14 protein-coding genes are annotated in these 16,870 nt (G+C 35.7%); 11 read left to right on the top strand and 3 right to left on the bottom strand.

From position 1 onward, the window contains the following. Nucleotides 1-80: 80 nt before the first annotated feature. From AC6F8J_RS00855 to AC6F8J_RS00825, 7 genes are all read left to right on the top strand, one after another. The gene (locus AC6F8J_RS00855; protein ID WP_500720358.1) at nt 81-905 is read left to right on the top strand and encodes a stalk domain-containing protein; all 825 of its coding nucleotides are present in this window, start codon (nt 81-83) and stop codon (nt 903-905) included. A 58-nt stretch (nt 906-963) separates the two neighbouring features. After that, a complete protein-coding gene (gene cutA, locus AC6F8J_RS00850) occupies nt 964-1,281 on the top strand; it encodes a divalent cation tolerance protein CutA (protein WP_500720357.1) in 318 nt (105 codons plus the stop codon). 277 nt (nt 1,282-1,558) lie between these two features. After that, entirely contained in the window at nt 1,559-4,660 is a 3,102-nt protein-coding gene (locus tag AC6F8J_RS00845; RefSeq protein WP_500720356.1) for a glycoside hydrolase family 2 TIM barrel-domain containing protein, read from the top strand. 386 nt (nt 4,661-5,046) lie between these two features. Then, nucleotides 5,047-5,424: a GntR family transcriptional regulator gene (locus tag AC6F8J_RS00840; RefSeq protein WP_500720355.1), complete on the top strand. Its 378-nt coding sequence runs from the start codon at nt 5,047-5,049 to the stop codon at nt 5,422-5,424. Then, on the top strand, nt 5,421-6,314 hold the full coding sequence (locus tag AC6F8J_RS00835; protein WP_500720354.1) for an ATP-binding cassette domain-containing protein: 894 nt from the start codon (nt 5,421-5,423) through the stop codon (nt 6,312-6,314). Before AC6F8J_RS00840 ends, AC6F8J_RS00835 begins: the two co-directional genes overlap by 4 nt. Then, nucleotides 6,289-8,304, top strand: coding sequence for a hypothetical protein (locus AC6F8J_RS00830; protein WP_500720353.1), 2,016 nt, complete (start codon nt 6,289-6,291; stop codon nt 8,302-8,304). The genes AC6F8J_RS00835 and AC6F8J_RS00830 overlap by 26 nt, the downstream gene beginning before the upstream one ends. A 99-nt stretch (nt 8,305-8,403) precedes the next feature. Then, nucleotides 8,404-9,468: a branched-chain amino acid aminotransferase gene (locus AC6F8J_RS00825; protein ID WP_500720352.1), complete on the top strand. Its 1,065-nt coding sequence runs from the start codon at nt 8,404-8,406 to the stop codon at nt 9,466-9,468. 76 nt (nt 9,469-9,544) lie between these two features. Here the strand turns inward: AC6F8J_RS00825 and AC6F8J_RS00820 are convergent, their stop codons facing one another. Further along, nucleotides 9,545-9,841, bottom strand: coding sequence for a Dabb family protein (locus AC6F8J_RS00820; protein WP_500720351.1), 297 nt, complete (start codon nt 9,839-9,841; stop codon nt 9,545-9,547). Between the two features lie 154 nt (nt 9,842-9,995). Here AC6F8J_RS00820 and AC6F8J_RS00815 point away from each other — a divergent pair, with 154 nt between their 5' ends. The 3 genes from AC6F8J_RS00815 to AC6F8J_RS00805 are packed head-to-tail and all read left to right on the top strand — an operon-like array spanning nt 9,996 to nt 12,837. Next, on the top strand, nt 9,996-11,378 hold the full coding sequence (locus tag AC6F8J_RS00815) for a TrkH family potassium uptake protein (RefSeq protein ID WP_500720350.1): 1,383 nt from the start codon (nt 9,996-9,998) through the stop codon (nt 11,376-11,378). Between the two features lie 15 nt (nt 11,379-11,393). Next, complete coding sequence (locus AC6F8J_RS00810) at nt 11,394-12,071, top strand: potassium channel family protein (RefSeq protein ID WP_275840748.1); 678 nt, start codon at nt 11,394-11,396, stop codon at nt 12,069-12,071. Further along, nucleotides 12,061-12,837 carry a TrmH family RNA methyltransferase gene (locus AC6F8J_RS00805; RefSeq protein WP_500720348.1) on the top strand — a complete coding sequence of 259 codons (777 nt, stop codon included), beginning with the start codon at nt 12,061-12,063 and terminating at the stop codon, nt 12,835-12,837. The genes AC6F8J_RS00810 and AC6F8J_RS00805 overlap by 11 nt, the downstream gene beginning before the upstream one ends. 124 nt (nt 12,838-12,961) lie before the next feature. Here AC6F8J_RS00805 and AC6F8J_RS00800 read toward each other — a convergent pair whose 3' ends face one another. Together AC6F8J_RS00800 and AC6F8J_RS00795 are read right to left on the bottom strand one after the other, a co-directional pair. Then, complete coding sequence (locus AC6F8J_RS00800; RefSeq protein WP_500720346.1) at nt 12,962-13,879, bottom strand: tetratricopeptide repeat protein; 918 nt, start codon at nt 13,877-13,879, stop codon at nt 12,962-12,964. Between the two features lie 25 nt (nt 13,880-13,904). Next, on the bottom strand, nt 13,905-15,125 hold the full coding sequence (locus AC6F8J_RS00795) for a diguanylate cyclase domain-containing protein (RefSeq protein WP_500720345.1): 1,221 nt from the start codon (nt 15,123-15,125) through the stop codon (nt 13,905-13,907). Between the two features lie 199 nt (nt 15,126-15,324). On the opposite strand from AC6F8J_RS00795, the gene AC6F8J_RS00790 reads away from it, so the two are divergent. Next, nucleotides 15,325-16,863, top strand: coding sequence for a Ppx/GppA phosphatase family protein (locus tag AC6F8J_RS00790; RefSeq protein ID WP_500720344.1), 1,539 nt, complete (start codon nt 15,325-15,327; stop codon nt 16,861-16,863). Nucleotides 16,864-16,870 lie beyond the last annotated feature (7 nt).

Below are 16,870 nucleotides of genomic sequence, written 5' to 3'. Positions count from 1 at the left end.
TTCTTGCAAGTAATGTGGCCTTATGCTACAATACTTTTATGTTTAAAGGGCGCATCATTAATGAAATGGAGTGTGAAAAAATGCAGAAATCTATAATGACGACCATTATGACACTGATTATATTACTAAGCTTGGGATACAACACTGAAGCGGCTATGATGAAACTGGATATTCGCGTAAATGATATGATTATTAAAATGGACAGTAATCCCTACATTAAAGAAGACCGAACAATGGTGCCAATTCGTACTGTAGTTGAAGCTTTAGGTAGCGAGGAAGTGATTTGGAATGAAGAAGATAGAACCGCTACCATTGTATTGGGACCTAAGTCGATTACATTTAAAATAGATAGTGTAGACTACTGGGTAAACAATGAAGAAAAAACGATGGGTGTGGCACCTACTATTGTTAATGGGCGAACGATGCTGCCACTTAGAGTTATAGCTGAAGAACTGGCGTTTGATGTGAACTATAATCCGCTAATTAGAACGGTAGCAATTAATCATCCTTCTGCTGAAGTATCTCAAGAACAGATAGCGGACAACCAATATAATTATGAAGATATTCTATGGCTTGCAAGGATTGTAAGGGTTGAAGCGAATGGTATTGGCTATGAAGCCAAACTTGCTGTAGCAAATGTTGTTTTAAACAGAGTAAAAAGTGGTAGATTTCCTATGTCTATTAAAGAAGTTCTTTTTGATACGAAATACGCTACACAATTTCCCCCGGCCCATCATGAAAGTTTTTTGACATTGGAACCAGATTTGGAGAGCTGGGCTGCGGCTAAAAATGCCTTGGACGGACATAATAATATAGGTCAAAGTTTATTTTTTAATCATAAACCCTTCCCGAATAAATCCAGTGACCTATATAGAATTATTAATGGAGAATATTTTTATTACTAGGATACTAAGATATTGCTAAATAGTAATAGGCTAAGAATCAAAGATTAAGGAGGCACTTATGGAAGACGGATATATTATTATCATGACAACATCAAGAGATTATAGAGAAGCAGATTATATTACTAAAATGCTTCTAGAGGAAAAACTTGCAGCATGTATACATTCATCAACAGAGTATAGCCATTACTACTATAATGACAAGTTGCACCATGATGAAGAAATAAGGTTGATGATTAAGACAAAGAAGCATTTATATGAAGAAGTTGAAAGAATCATTAAAGGCCTACATTCATATGAACTACCTGAGATCATCGTTATACCAATTGAAGGTGGCTCAAAAGAATACTTACATTGGATAGATTTTATCACTAAATAGATTTATAGTGTTAGAAGGATGAGTTGAATGCTTATAATCGATATATAGTTATAATGCATCAACGTAATCTATACAAAAGGCTGCCTTTATCAAAACAAGGGCAGTCTTTTGTGTTGGTTAATATTATAACAAGAGTTGTATTTAAAATATTTATATTATAATTGAATATACTTATATTGAATCTATCAAAATAAGGGTATAGAATAGTATTTAAAGAAATATAAGTTTAATATTTTTATATACTAAGATATTGAGAACTATTAATGTGGAGGTTAATATGGCAAAAGATTATTGGAAAGACTTGAGTATATTAGGTATGAATACTTTAGACCCTCATGGGTCAAGCATACCCTTTGATAGTTTGGAGCAAGCACTGAAAGGTGATAGATTAAAATCCAGTCGTTTTATCTTGTTAAATGGCTTATGGAAGTTTATGTATTACAAACATCCAGCCTATGTACCGGATAATTATTATGTGCCTGAGTATGATGATGCCTTGTGGGATACTTTACCTGTGCCTTCTAATTGGCAACTTCATGGTTATGATAGACCTGTATACACCAATGTGGCTTATCCCATACCTGTGGATCCACCCAATATACCTGAAGAAAACCCTATAGGCTGTTATAGAAAAGTATTTATGGTGGAAAAAGCTTGGGGTGATTTAAAAACTATTTTGCATTTTGGTGGTGTGAGTATTGCATTTACAGTTTATGTCAATGGCAAGGAAGTTGGTTATAGCCAAGGCAGTCATATGCCCTCGGAATTTGACATTACACCTTATGTTCATATTGGGGAGAATCTTTTATCTGTAGAAGTGTATAAGTGGGCAGCGACCAGTTATCTTGAGGATCAAGATTTTTGGCGTATGAGTGGTATTTTTAGAGAAGTCTATTTATATGCCACACATAAAAAGCATATTAAGGATTACTGGGTTCAAAGTTTGCTGGATGCTTCGTATAAAACAGGGGTATTGGACTTAAGCATTGAGACTGAAGGTGTTCAGGATCTAGATGAGATGACAGTAGCGGTGGTTTTATATGAAAAATCTAATCACTGTATCCTAGAGACCTCCTTAAAAGTGATACAAGGCAAAGCAAAGCTAAACCATAAGATAAAAAATGTGAATACTTGGAACGCGGAAACGCCTAATCTCTACCAGTTAGTTATTTCGTTAATAAATAGCAAAGGTGAAGTGACGGATATTAGAAGACAAACCATTGGGTTTAGATCCATTCAAATACAAGATGGGCAGTTTCTAATTAATGGTTTACCCGTTAAGCTTAAAGGTGTGAATCGTCATGATACCCATCCTGAGAGAGGCTATGCTGTAACTAGAGAGGATATGTTAAAGGATATTTTGCTGATGAAGCAACATAACATTAATATGGTTCGTAGTTCTCATTATCCAAATGATCCTTATTGGTATGAATTATGTAATCAATATGGTATGTATTGTATGGATGAAGCAGATTTGGAAACCCATGGTTTTGTTCGAAATGAAGGTATTGCCAATAATGGTATAGGGAAGGTTTTAGGTATTAATCACCTTAAAGAATGGGAAGCAGCCTTTGTAGACCGTGCTAAACGTATGGTTTTGAGAGATAAAAACCAACCTTCGATTCTTTTCTGGTCCCTTGGTAATGAATCTGGATACGGTCCCAATCATGATGCGATGGCAAGCTATATTAGGTCCATAGATACAACACGTCCTATTCATTATGAAAGCGCGGGAGAAGCAGGTGTTGTGGATATGGTTAGCGTGATGTACCCGTCTGTGGATAGAGTAATTACTGAAGGCAAAAGAGAAGATGAAAAACGGCCTTATTTCATTTGTGAGTTTATACATGCCATGGGTAATAGTATGGGAAATCAACAAGAGTATTTTGATGCCATCTACAAATATGACCGTTTGGTTGGTGGTTGTATATGGGAATGGGCAGATCATGGGATTACTCGACAAGATGCAAAAAAGGGAACTTGGTTTGCCTATGGTGGTGATTTTGGAGATGAACCAAACGATCTAAAATTCTGCATAGATGGTATGGTCTATCCGGATAGAAGACCTCATACAGGTTTGTTGGAATTTAAGCAAGTGATTGCGCCTATTAAAGTCACTGAAGTAGATGGGAACAAAGGTATTATAAATATAGAAAATCGTTATGACTTTATAGATTTAAGTCATATAAAAATGAATTGGGAACTGATAGAAGACGGGGCTGTTATTCTGACGGGTTCTATTAATAACTTATCAATTCGTCCCCATACGGATGCGTTGATTCATTTACCATATGATCTTGATGAAATAGGAAAAGATGGTCGCGATTATTACCTTAATACTTATTTTATAAGCAAAGAACCTATGATGTATACCTTAGATTGTCACGAAGTCTACAAACATCAAATCGAAATCAAAACCAGCAACTTAATAACAACTATGCGTCAAAATGGAAAGAATTATTTTTCTTTACAAAAAGAGAATAAACTTGAATTGCTTTTAAAGGGTAAAGAATTTGAAATTGTTTTTGACAAAGTCTATGGTGTTCTAAGTAGCATTAAAATTGAAGGCGTCGAAGTACTTGAAGAAGGTCTAACTGAGAATTTCTTTAGAGCACCAACCGACAATGATGAAAAAGGCTGGGTTGGTCGTGAGGACTGTCCGGCTGGTCTTTGGAGAAAAGTTGGATTGGATAGACTGAGTAGAAATGTCAAATCCGTAGAGATTATAAAAAGTGAGTCTCAAGTCCAGATACAAGTTGAAGCAAACTTCGCCAAAACATCAGAGTATATTGCTTTTGAAACGACGGTCAGTTATGTAATCCAAGGCGATGGGAGTATGGATATAACTATGGCTGTTAGGCCTCAAATAGAAATAGACTTACTTCCAAGAATCGGTATGATGTTTAAGATGAAATCGGGCTTTGATCAACTAAGTTGGTATGGAAGAGGACCACATGAAAGCTACTGTGATAAGAAGGAGAGTGCATTGGTGGGGATTTATCACGGTAGGGTAGAAGAACAATTTGAACCTTATATTATACCTCAGGAAAATGGCAATAAGACAGAAACCAGATGGAACTCTTTGGTGAATGAAGATGGGGTCGGCATTATGATAACAGCGAAAGCGCAGATGGATTTTTCAGTGATGCATTATGACTTGAAAAATCTAACAGAAGCGACCCATACTTATGAACTTAAGCGGATACCCGAAACATTGGTTATGATTGATTATGGACAATCAGGCCTAGGTAATGGTAGTTGTGGGCCGGATCAATTAGAAAAATATAAACTAAAACCCATAAATACTATATTTGAGTTTGTCATATTACCGATTCAAAAAAATAAAAGAAATGAAGTAAGTTTATATAGAAGTTTGTAATGATAGAAGAGGGTGTAAGCTATATCCTTAGTCTTTTACATACAATATATGGTTAAGGCGTCAAAACTATATAGTTGAACTTTTGCATACCATATATAGTTACGAATGCATTAACGTAATCTATATATGGTATGTGAATTTAGTGAAACTTAGTTTTGACCCTTTAACTATATATGTGAATATAGAGAAATATAGCTTTGACACCCTAATCCAATAGAAAATATCCTGTAAGTCCTATAATCTTAAAATGCCTTCACGGCCAAGCAAGGGTCGGTGTTTAAGAATCATGGATCTGTAGGGTGTTTTTTATATTATATTTAAAGCGTCAAAAGACTTGCACTTAGCTGTATTATGTTATATAATACAGCTAATACAGGAGGTGTCTTATGTTTCAAGTGGATATTAGAAGCCGAATTCCGATTTATGAACAAATGTATGAGAATATTAGAAGACTGATTCTGGAAGGCCATATCAAGGAAGATGAGCAGTTGCCGTCGATTAGGGAGCTGGCATCTTTATTGACAGTTAATCCCAACACCATTCAGAAGGCATTTAAGCAGTTAGAACAAGATGGGTATATTTATGCCCTTCAAGGTAGAGGCAATTTTGTAAAAAAACTGGATGTTTTATATAGAAATCAGGAGATTGAAGGGGTCAAGAAAAAGCTAAGAGAAACCATTCTTGAAGCAAAGCTATTGAATGTACCTATTGAATCCCTTATGGATCTTCTGAAGGATACTTATAAGAGAGGTGAAAGTCAATGATTAAAACAGTCGATTTGACAAAATCATATGGGTCATTTAAAGCCCTAGATCAGATTAATATACATGTAAAGAAGGGCTCTGTCTATGGTATGGTTGGGCCAAATGGTGCAGGAAAGACAACCCTATTAAAAATCATGACAGGGGTTTTTAGGCAGAATCAAGGTCAGGTTTTCATTGATGGTCAAGTTGTAGAAGATCATATTAGCTTAAAGCAACGCGTTCGTTTCATTCCGGATGAGCTATACTATTTTCCGATGGCTACCATTAAAGATATGGCGGATTTTTACGAAGAAATGTTTAATGTTTTTGACCGTGATCGTTTTGTTAGAATACAAGCCCTGCTTAAGATTCCCATTCAGAAGAAAATCAGTCAGCTTTCTAAGGGGATGAAAAAGCAAGTGGCCTTCTGGCTAGCCATATGTACCAAGCCGGACGTAATGATTTTGGATGAGCCAGTTGATGGCCTTGATCCGGTTATGCGTCGTCAAATATGGTCGCTCTTGCTGCAGGATGTGGCTGAAAGAAATATGACAGTAGTTGTTTCATCACATAATCTTAGGGAGTTAGAGGATGTATGTGACTATGTGGGTATTTTACATGAAGGTAAGTTACTCCTTGAAAGAGATTTAGATGAAATGAAGTCAGATATTCACAAGATTCAAGTGGCTTTTGAAGCCAGTGAAGTAACACTGAAAAGTTTGAACCCCCTTAAGGAAATGCAAGTGGGATCTGTACATACTATAATTGTAAGAGGTTTAAGGGATGAGATAGAAAGGTCTTTAAGCCCTATGAAACCTGTGCTAGTAGATTTCATACCATTAACGTTAGAAGAAATATTTATTTATGAGATTGGAGGGGAAGGCTATGAAGTTACAAACCTCATTCTATAATAAGGCCATTCTAAAAAACAATATTAAACGATTTGCCTATATTGGGATTTTATACTTTGTTATACACTTCTTAGTGGTTAATTTTGGGATGCTAATGAACACGCTCGGTACAACCCATCATATGGATAATCTGTTATATAAGATTCCAAGTGGATGGGATGTATTTATCTTGTTTTTCCTACCGGTAATCCTTGGTATTGTCCTATTTAGATACATTCAAGATGAAAAAGCTTTGGCAACCATTCATGCATTTCCAGTAAGTCGCAAGACTTTATTCTTTAGTCATATGATATCTTTTGTAATCTTATTTGGAATACCCTTGGCTATAAATACATTAATATCTTATGTCATTCTAGTATCTAAAGGGTATCCAGCTTTAGAGCTTGCCTTACATTTGAGTATCTATTACATCGGGATGTTGCTTAGTGGTATGACTATTTTTTATATAACGGTTATGTTTGGAATGTTGGTAGGTTCATCTGTTTTACAGGCGGTTTTAACCTATGTCATGATGGCCATACCTGTTGCTATCGTAGAGTTTGGTAAGATACTCATTGGTTGGACACTAAAAGGGTTTTCAACTTATTTAGATGATGAGGCGCTACATCTATTGATGACACCTTATTACACCATTGGAAGAATGGTGGATGCACGTAATACTGAATTTCTAACAAAAGGCCTTTTGGTTATTATTATTTATTTATGTTTTTTGGTTATGGCAAGTTATGTCTTGTATAAAAAAAGACATCTTGAAAAGCATCATGATTTAATTGCTTTTGACTTTGCCAAAATCGGCTTCATCGGCTTATTGACGGTGTTAATTACATTGACGTTGGCTAATATGTTAGGGTCGATGTTTTATGAAAACCGTTCACTTGGCGTGTATGTAGGTATATTTTTTGGTGCTCTTATTGGTTATGGCGTCACAAAGATGATAGCTGAAAAGACGGTAAGAATATTTATATATTACAAATCATGGCTCGTGGTGGTTGCCCTGTTTATGTTGGCCCTTATGGTTATAGATTTTGATTTGATTGGTTTTGAATCTCATGTACCGGACATTGAAGATGTGGCTTATGTTGTTTATGGTGAAAATAGCAATCTAAGACAAGGTAGAATGGCGGATAAAACCGTATTGTACGGAAGTGAAGGTAATTTCGAGTTGGTTTTTACTGAACAACCATCTATTCAAGAAGTGATTAATCTTCATGAAACAGCGATGCATGCAGCGCAAGATAGGGGTTATAATAACCGGGTATATAGGTTGGATCTGGTATATGTACTAAAAAATGGCAAAAGAATACGTCGTATGTATGAAAACCCTAAAATGGAAGAAGGCTTTGCTCGTCTACATGAATCAGAAGGTTACAAACGAGGACGTCTTGAAGACATTAAAGCTATTTTAACTCATCCAAAAAAATCTACAATTAACATTTGGGGACGTGGTGGTCAGGAAAGAATTATTAATTTGGAAAAAAGTGGTACCTTATATGAAGCATATCGAAAGGATTTTATGCGATTGTCCTACAAAGAAGAAATCAGTTATGATAGCTGGGGAACCATAGATATAGCAATAACAGTTGGCGATGGTACAAGAGAGGAGAATTATGAAATACTTAACTATCATAGCTTGAATATTTGGCCAAGCTTTGAAAATACAAAAGCATGGTTGAAGGAAAATGGTTATGAAGGCATAGTACCAAATAGAAAAGACATTGTTAGTGCACGTATAACACCTGTATTTGAACCGGATTCGGAAGTTGATATGTCACCTGAGTATGTGAAGGATATGAAATTACAAGGGATGATAGATTCAGTTGGTATTGTGGATGATGATATTATTGATATAATTTATGATTTGACTTATGACTACTCCAAAGACCCAAAAGACAGCTATAGGATTACACTGATCTATAAGGATTATGGTGAGTACTCTTTTAGAGTCGGCGAGCTGCCTGAAATACTAAAATCCTATGTGACTCAATATTAGCAAAGCAAACCAGATAACATGAGCCAGTCCTTCTTCTTGTTAACTTTCCACGAGTTTGTTATAATGAAACGAATATAATTGAAAGTCGGGGGTGTTATCATGTTAAATATTGAAATTATAAAAGCTAAGCAGCTCAAAGATAAACCGGATCCAAATGCTTTAGGTTTTGGTAACTTTTTTACAGACCATATGTTTGTGATGGATTATCATGAAGGTATGGGTTGGCACAAACCAAGAATTAAGCCCTATGAGGATTTGAATTTAGATCCTTCAGCAGTGGTGTTTCACTATGGACAAGAAATGTTCGAAGGTCTTAAAGCTTACCGAAGAAAAGACGGAAAAATTAATCTTTTTAGACCGGACATGAATGGAAAGCGGCTAAATAACACCAATGACCGTATTTGTATGCCTCAAATACCTGTTGAAGATTTTGTCCAAGCGGTTAGAACCTTGGTTCAGATAGACGCATCTTGGGTGCCCAGTGAAGCGGGAACTTCTTTGTATATTCGACCTTTTGTGATTGCTACAGAGCCAACACTCATGGTAAACCCCTCTAAGGACTATATGTTTATGATTATTTTGTCCCCGGTAGGTGCATATTATAAAGAAGGCCTGAACCCGGTTCGAATCTATGTGGAAGACACTTATGTACGAGCCTCTAAAGGTGGCGTGGGTGAGGCTAAAACCGGTGGTAGTTACGCTGCCAGTATGATTGCTCAGAAAAATGCAAAAAACGAAGGTTTTGCCCAAGTATTGTGGTTAGATGCCATAGAGCACCAGTATGTTGAAGAAGTAGGTACCATGAACATTTTTTTTAAAATCCGTGGCAAGGTATATACACCGGCATTGTCCGGTAGCATATTACCCGGCATTACGAGAGATTCTGTAATAACACTTTTAAAATCTTGGAATATGCCTGTTTATGAAGAGCGGATTCCAATAAATGATATCATTGAAGCCTCAAAAAATGGGGATTTAGAAGAAGTGTTTGGCACAGGCACTGCAGCGGTTATATCACCGGTTGGTGGTATCTATTACAAAGGTCTTGATTTTGTGGTTCATGGCAATGAGATTGGTCCTATAACTAGGAGAATATATGACACTTTAACAGGCATGCAATACGGTGATGTGATGGATGACTTTGGATGGATTAAGACAATCTAGAAATGATAATATTACAATAAAAAAGACGTTGCTAAGCAACGCCTTTTTTATTCTCTAGAAAAGTCCTTGTTGACTCTTAAGCATATTCATAATCAACAACTACACGGTCTTTTGTAACGGCTCTTACATATTGACCAACTTCTACATGGGCAGGATGAAGGATATAAGCCTCAAGCCCGGCTTTGTCATCAAAGCTTGTGATTAAGATTATATCTCGTTTAGCCTCTGAAGAATTGTAATTAAAACCAACAGATATCTCCTTTAGACTGTCCACACGGTCTAGCAAAGCTTCTAGTTTTTCTTTCAAGGTTGCCCTTGTAGCATCAAGGTCGAGATCCTCATGAATGTTCCACATAACGATATGTTTAATCATAGTCAACCTCCTTCAATTGTTAAGTTTGATATTTTGATTATATCATGAAGCTTGTAATATTGCATTTTCAATCACTAAGTTATATAATGTACATTAGCTTACACTTATGTTGTTGAATAGAGGCATTATAGAATTAGGAGAGGTAAGGGCTGTTATGGTTAAACAAAAAAATCAGTTGGATGTTAATTTGAAACCGACACAAGTGTTAGTCCTAGGCTTTTTGGTCGTTATTGTACTAGGTGCTTTTTTGCTTAGTTTACCTATATCAAGTAATTCAGGTGTAGGTACAGGATTTATAGATGCTCTTTTTACATCTACGTCGGCAGTATGTGTAACCGGTTTGGTTGTCGTTAATACATCCCTTCATTGGAGCGCCTTTGGAAAAGCAGTTATTTTGATGCTCATTCAAGTTGGTGGCCTGGGATTTATGACCATTGCCAGTACTATTTTTATGATTTTGGGCAGGAAAATTAGTTTGAGAGATCGTATGATGATTCAAGAGTCATTAAATCAGAACACTTTGTCAGGCATGGTACGATTAACAAAAAACATTATTATAGGTACATTAATCATTGAGGCTATCGGGGCTTTGTTTCTATCCTTAAAGTTTGTACCGGAATATGGAGTTAAAGGAATATTTTACAGTATATTTCACGCAATATCAGCATTTTGCAATGCAGGTTTTGATATTATAGGTGATAACAGTCTTACGCCTTATGTCGGTAGCGTTATTATTAATTTTACAGTTATGGCACTCATCGTTATTGGTGGTTTAGGCTTTACTGTTTGGATGGATGTTTTAAAAGTAACAAAAAAAGAGTTGAAATTCGGTTTTAAGATTAAGAGATGGTTCAGACAGTTACGACTTCATACAAAACTGGTTTTAGTGATAAGTACAAGCTTAATTTTTGTTGGTTTTCTTTTCTTTTTCTTCCTAGAAGGATTTAATGATGCAACCCTTGGTAATCTGCCTTTAAAAGATAAATTATTAGGTGCGATGTTCCAATCAGTGACAACGAGAACGGCGGGTTTTAACACGATCACCAATAGTGATATGACCGATGTTTCAAAGTTCATTACCATTCTCTTAATGTTTATAGGTGGATCGCCTGCAGGTACGGCTGGAGGTATTAAAACAGTCACCATAGGCGTCATATTTTTTGAAGTATTATCTGTTGTAAGAGGTAAAGATGACGCTGAGGCATTTGATCGGCGCATCCCCAGAAATACCATTAAAAGAGCCCTAGCAGTTGTTATGATCAGTTTGTCTGTGGTTATGGGTGTGACGATATTGTTAACCATCACGGAATCAGGTGGATTTATGGATATCTTATTTGAGGCGGTATCTGGATTTGCTACGGTAGGACTTTCATTAGGTGAAACTTCAAAGCTTTCTCAAGTAGGAAAACTGATTATGAGTATGACTATGTTTATTGGAAGACTTGGACCCATCACCATGGCTGTCGCGCTTACAATAAGACATGAAAAGAAAAAAATAAACATTAGAAAACCGGAAGAAAAAGTAATGGTAGGATAAAATGGAGGCCCAGTTATGGCAGGTAGAAACGATTTTGTAATTTTCGGATTAGGCAAATTTGGAAGAAGTGTGGCGGAAACTTTAGCTTATAACGGAAAAGAAGTTCTTGCAATTGATATAAAAGAAGAAGTCATTCAGGACGTGGCAGACTTTGTTACCCATGCGGTTCAGGCGGATGTTACAGATGGAGATGCCCTCAAGGCTTTGGGTATAGGTAACTTTGATGTGGCGGTTGTGGCAATCTCTAATAACCTTCAAGCCAGTATTATGGCGACCATACTAGCGAAAGAACTGGGGGTGCCTTATGTACTGGCCAAAGCTCAAAATGAAATCCATAAAAGGGTTCTTGAAAAAGTTGGGGCGGATAAAGTTATTTTTCCGGAAAGAGAAATCGGAACACGAATCGCTAATAATTTAATATCGGAGAATTTCATAGACTACATTGAGTTATCTATCGACCATAGTATCGTGGAAATTGAAGTCATGGATGAATGGGTAGGTAAAACACTAAAGGAACTGAACATGCGTGCCAACTATGGTATAAATGTTATGGCCATCCGAAAAGGCGAAAAAATAGTCATTACTCCAGGTGCGGACTTTGTTCTTCAGTCCTCAGATGTTTTAGTTGTTATCGGTGCCAATGAAGACCTTAGAAAAATCAATGTGATAAAAAAGGATAATTATGATAAGTAGTCAATCTAATCCAAAAGTAAAGGAAATACAAAAACTTCAAAGCAATCAACGGTACCGTCAACAGTCGCAAAAATTTGTAGTAGAAGGCTGGCGTTTGATAAAAGAAATACCCTTTCATCAGATTGAGCGAATTTATATACAAGAAGCTCAATTGGAAAAGTTACAATCGATAGATTCAAGTAGAGAATGGGATGTTGAACAGGTAAGTGATTCAGTAATGAAAGCCATGAGCAAGGAGACGACCTCTCAAGGTATTTTGGCGACAGTTTATATGAAGCCATTTATAGAGGAGACGTCTTTACCGGATAAGCCTTTGATTATTGCCCTTGAAAATGTTCAAGATCCAGGCAATCTAGGGACTATTCTAAGAACAGCAGATGCAGCAGGGGTTGATTTGGTGTTGTTATCAAAGGGTACTGTAGACTTGTATAACCCTAAAGTTGTTAAAGCCACCATGGGTGCAATTTTTAGAATGAATATCCTAAAAGATGTGGATTTAAACAGCTATATAAAAAACCTAAAAGAAAAAGATGTTTATGTATTTGCTGCCCACTTAGAGGGTGTAAAAAACCACTATGAAGGTAATTATATTGAAGGAACATGCTTTTTAATGGGAAATGAAGGTGATGGACTTAGTAAGGACTTATCTAGTCTTGCAACGGATTATATTAAGATTCCCATGCGGCCTGAAGCAGAAAGCCTTAATGTCGCAGTAGCTACAAGTATACTTATATATGAGGCCGTAAGACAAAGGGGTATAGATTAATTCGAAGGCTAAAGGATCAAAACAAAGTTTTGACGCCTTAACCATTTTAATAATGAATAAAGCCATTTTCGTCATGATTTTATGACGAGAATGGCTTTTAATTAAGTATCTTATATTTTAAAAGTTAGGAAAGTGTGGTTTTTAAATGTTTAATTGCCCTATCAATCATCTCATAACTAATGGTACTTAAGCCATCAAGGTAACAACTTTTAGCTTTTTCGAGATAGTTAAGTGCTTTTGTGTTGTTGTTCTCCAACTGAGAGATTAATCCCATATGATATAAAGTATCGGGTGCATTTTCATCTAATTCTAAGGCCTTCTCAAAGTATTTTTTAGCTTGAGTTAGATCGTCTTGTTTAAATGCGATTAGACCTAGATTATCATAGGCTCCGGCATAATCATCATTTTTATTCAAAGCAGCCTTCGTAAAAAAAGTTGCTTTGACATAATCTTCCTTTAAGACAAACAGATAACCCAAAGTGGTGAAGTCTTGAGGGAAATAATAAGGATTATCCTTTACCACAGCGTTGATAGTTTCATCTGTATAAGTATGATCTGTTAAAAACCCTTGATTTTCAGCACCATATTTATCAAAAAAATCATAATAGATTTGTATGGCTTTGTCTAAGTGTCCCAGCTTCCAATAACAAATGGCTTTATTGCCCATTAAAGTCTTAGTGGTGAGGAAATAACTGTTCGCTTCAAGGCCTTTATCAAAACACTTAAGCGCTTGTTCTACCTCATTATTCCGAAGGAGTAAAAGGCCGTAGGTGGCTAATATGGTGGTGTTTTGTGTACCTAGCTTATAGGCTAACTTATAAAAAGGTAATGTTTTTTGGTTGTCCTTGGTAAAAGTTTGAATAAGAACACCAAGTACGCCGACAAACGTTCCGAGAAAGAGTAGCACCAGTATAAGAAAATAAATGCCAAAGCCAATTAAGAAATATGAGATAGGTTGTTGGTTTATGACGACGATTACAAAGTAACTGACCAGAAGATAGCCAATAGTGATAGAACGCCATTTGGATTTGAGTTTTGCCATGAAAACCTCCTAGTATTATTGGTTGTTAGGGGAGTAAACCTTTAATCGTTTTAGAAAGGCTGTTTTGTTTGGTTTTAATAATCATGTTTTTCTGTGTGTAGGTTAATAAATGCTTTCTGTATTTTTCATTATAAGACAAAATAGATTGGTCCATTTTGTCTACAAACCTATTTAAAGTACCAGTTGAACAGTTTGGGAAAAAAAGGATGAAGGTATCGCCACTTATACGGCAAGGTATCTCATACTGGCTTGCAGCTGATTTTAAGTCCTTAGCAATTTCCATAAGAAGTTGGTCTGAATTTGTGTGCCCAAGTTTTTTGTTGAGTTGTTTTAGTCCTTGTACCGTCAGAACATAAACACCAAGAGGTAGGTAACCATGTTGATCCAGTTCTTTTAGCTTTAATTCAAACTGATTGTGGTTGTGAAAGCCGGTTAGAGGATCAAAGTTATTCAAGTATTCTAGAGTGGATGACATCGTATTCAAATCGGATACGTCTTTTATGTGGCATAGTGTTAAACCATCACCGACCTTATGTAAAGTTGTATCTAAGACTTGAATGGACTGTCCCAAATCATGTTGGTATTGAAAATAAAGCTTGATTTTTTCACCTGTATGTTGCACCCGATCCATAATTTCCTTTGCATAATCATAAGGGAAAGCTTCGAAAATACTTTCATCATAAATGGTTCTTAAGGTTTGACCAAAGAGCTTAAGGTTATTTTGGGGGACATCCACAATATAACCAGCTTGATTAACTAAAAACATGGGCGTTTCTATATGTTTGAAATAAACAGCAACTTTTGTTCGAAAACTTTGATTATCTGTTTCATTTTTTATGCGTTCCGTTTGGTCGGTAAATTTTAATAGTAAAAGGGATGACTTTTGGAATTTTACAATTTGATGGTTTAAGATGAGTTTGGCGATTAAACCGCTTGGATAAGTCAGTAGGAAAATCTTATTTTCATATTTTGTATCAAGGGGTAATTGACTTAAATTAAGTAGATTGGAGAAAGCCTTCTCGTACTTATCCAGCATAAAAAGCTTTGAGAATTTTTTGTTTCGGTATTCAATATGACCAAAATGGTTAATAAGGACAATGCCCTTTTCATCATGTTCATACAATTCTTCTATTAATGTAAAATCTTGATGGCTGATGTGATTAGAATTCTTCTCTTTTTGATTGTTGGTCAAAACATCAATATGGCTCTTAATTAGAAGCTCGACACTGTTTTGTAAGTCAGACATAAAAACCTCCACCCATCGATTCTTCAAAATCATGGTTTTTTACTGTAGCTATTATATCATAAATCTATACAAATCACATCACAGAATAAAAGTTAACTTAGTATTTAATAGAACATTACATAATCCATTAAGATAATATGGTATAATTATAGGATATGGTTATAGTGTCATTTAATTAAAAAGCTAGGAGATGTTAAATATGCCAAAAAACCTTATAGCGGCAATAGATGTGGGTTCTCATGCCATAAGAATGAAAATAGGTGAAATTAATAAAGCGGGTGATTTTAGATTGCTTGAAAAATTTCGGAAAATAGCGGTACTGGGCCATGATACTTTTGCTAACGAAAAGGTCAGCTTTGAGTCCGTAGATAAGACCTGTGAAATACTCAAGAATTTCAGAATGACAATGGACGACTATGGTGTAAAAAGGTATGTTATGATGGCAACCAGCGCAATTAGGGAAGCATCTAATAAAGATTATATAATGGACCAGATTAAGCTTAAGACAGGCCTCGATATACGTATTATTGACAATTCTCAAGAACAGTATTTGACTCTAAAGGCATTAAAACACAAACTGCTTGATTACAACACAATAACTTCGGAAGGTGCAGTTGTTATTGTTATCGGTGCAGGCAGTATCCAGATTACTACCTTTAAGAATGGTGAGCTTAAATCCAGCCAAAATGTAAAAATGGGTGCGCTTAGAATCAAAGAAATATTAGGCGCACTTGAAAATCAAACCACAAAATATTATAAAGTGCTTAGAGAATACATTGAAGCCAATTTAGAAGATTTGGATTTTTTAAAAGATCAAGATGCTTATAAACACTTAGTCGTAATCGGTGGTGAAATCGGTGTCATTCAAAGTATGATGGATGATGAAGCAAGAGAAGCAATATACAGTATGAAGAAAAAGGATTTTAAAGCGATATCGGATGAAATCATGTCGAAGACAACAGATGAAATAAGAAGAGATTATGAAATAAAAAAAGAAAGAGCAGAAATTATTGTACCTTCTCTGATGCTCATTAACATGTTTATTAACAAAACCACAGCAGGAGAAATCATCATACCTAACATATCATTAGCGGATGGTATCATTCGTTTCATTTATGAGGATATCTATAATCTCCATACGAATGACATATCCATTCAAGACATCATAACAAGTGCAACCGTAGTAGCCAAAAAATTCAACTACGATGAAACCCATTGTAATCATGTTGAGGCACATGCACTATTGCTTTTTGATAAATTAAGAAAGATTCATGGTATGAAAGAAGAGCGGATCTTGCTTCGTGTAGCGACCATTTTACATGATATAGGAAAATTTATAAGTCTTGATCACCATAGTGAGCATTCTTATAATCTTATTAAGTCCTTGGAATTGTTTGGGATGTCTACATTGGAAGTGGAAATAGTGGCAAATATAGCTAGATACCACGGTATAGTTGTCTCGAAAGATCAAGATCAAAATCTAGCGGCATTGCCCACAAAAGAAAGAATAATTGTAGCAAAGCTTATTGGAATCCTAAGAATGGCAGACGCTCTTGATCGAAGTCACAAACAAAAAATCAAGATTGAGTCGGTTAGAATTAAAGACAAAGAATTGATCATTAGAGGTAAATCGGTAAAGAATACCACATTAGAAGAATGGAATTTTTCAAAGAAATCTGAATTTTTCAAAGAAGTGTTTGGGATTAAGCCAATCCTGATTATTACACGTGATTTATAGGGGGCTA

This window comes from Petrocella sp., from assembly GCF_059865615.1.
Note: the sequence above shows the minus strand (reverse complement) of the source record. Positions and strands in the feature narration are given on the sequence as shown.

Bases quoted from the DNA above. Each gene is read 5' to 3' on its own strand.
- AC6F8J_RS00855 (WP_500720358.1), top strand. From the start codon at position 81: ATGCAGAAATCTATAATGACGACCATTATGACACTGATTATATTACTA.
- cutA (WP_500720357.1), top strand. From the start codon at position 964: ATGGAAGACGGATATATTATTATCATGACAACATCAAGAGATTATAGA.
- AC6F8J_RS00845 (WP_500720356.1), top strand. From the start codon at position 1,559: ATGGCAAAAGATTATTGGAAAGACTTGAGTATATTAGGTATGAATACT.
- AC6F8J_RS00840 (WP_500720355.1), top strand. From the start codon at position 5,047: ATGTTTCAAGTGGATATTAGAAGCCGAATTCCGATTTATGAACAAATG.
- AC6F8J_RS00835 (WP_500720354.1), top strand. From the start codon at position 5,421: ATGATTAAAACAGTCGATTTGACAAAATCATATGGGTCATTTAAAGCC.
- AC6F8J_RS00830 (WP_500720353.1), top strand. From the start codon at position 6,289: ATGAAGTTACAAACCTCATTCTATAATAAGGCCATTCTAAAAAACAAT.
- AC6F8J_RS00825 (WP_500720352.1), top strand. From the start codon at position 8,404: ATGTTAAATATTGAAATTATAAAAGCTAAGCAGCTCAAAGATAAACCG.
- AC6F8J_RS00820 (WP_500720351.1), bottom strand. From the start codon at position 9,841: ATGATTAAACATATCGTTATGTGGAACATTCATGAGGATCTCGACCTT.
- AC6F8J_RS00815 (WP_500720350.1), top strand. From the start codon at position 9,996: ATGGTTAAACAAAAAAATCAGTTGGATGTTAATTTGAAACCGACACAA.
- AC6F8J_RS00810 (WP_275840748.1), top strand. From the start codon at position 11,394: ATGGCAGGTAGAAACGATTTTGTAATTTTCGGATTAGGCAAATTTGGA.
- AC6F8J_RS00805 (WP_500720348.1), top strand. From the start codon at position 12,061: ATGATAAGTAGTCAATCTAATCCAAAAGTAAAGGAAATACAAAAACTT.
- AC6F8J_RS00800 (WP_500720346.1), bottom strand. From the start codon at position 13,879: ATGGCAAAACTCAAATCCAAATGGCGTTCTATCACTATTGGCTATCTT.
- AC6F8J_RS00795 (WP_500720345.1), bottom strand. From the start codon at position 15,125: ATGTCTGACTTACAAAACAGTGTCGAGCTTCTAATTAAGAGCCATATT.
- AC6F8J_RS00790 (WP_500720344.1), top strand. From the start codon at position 15,325: ATGCCAAAAAACCTTATAGCGGCAATAGATGTGGGTTCTCATGCCATA.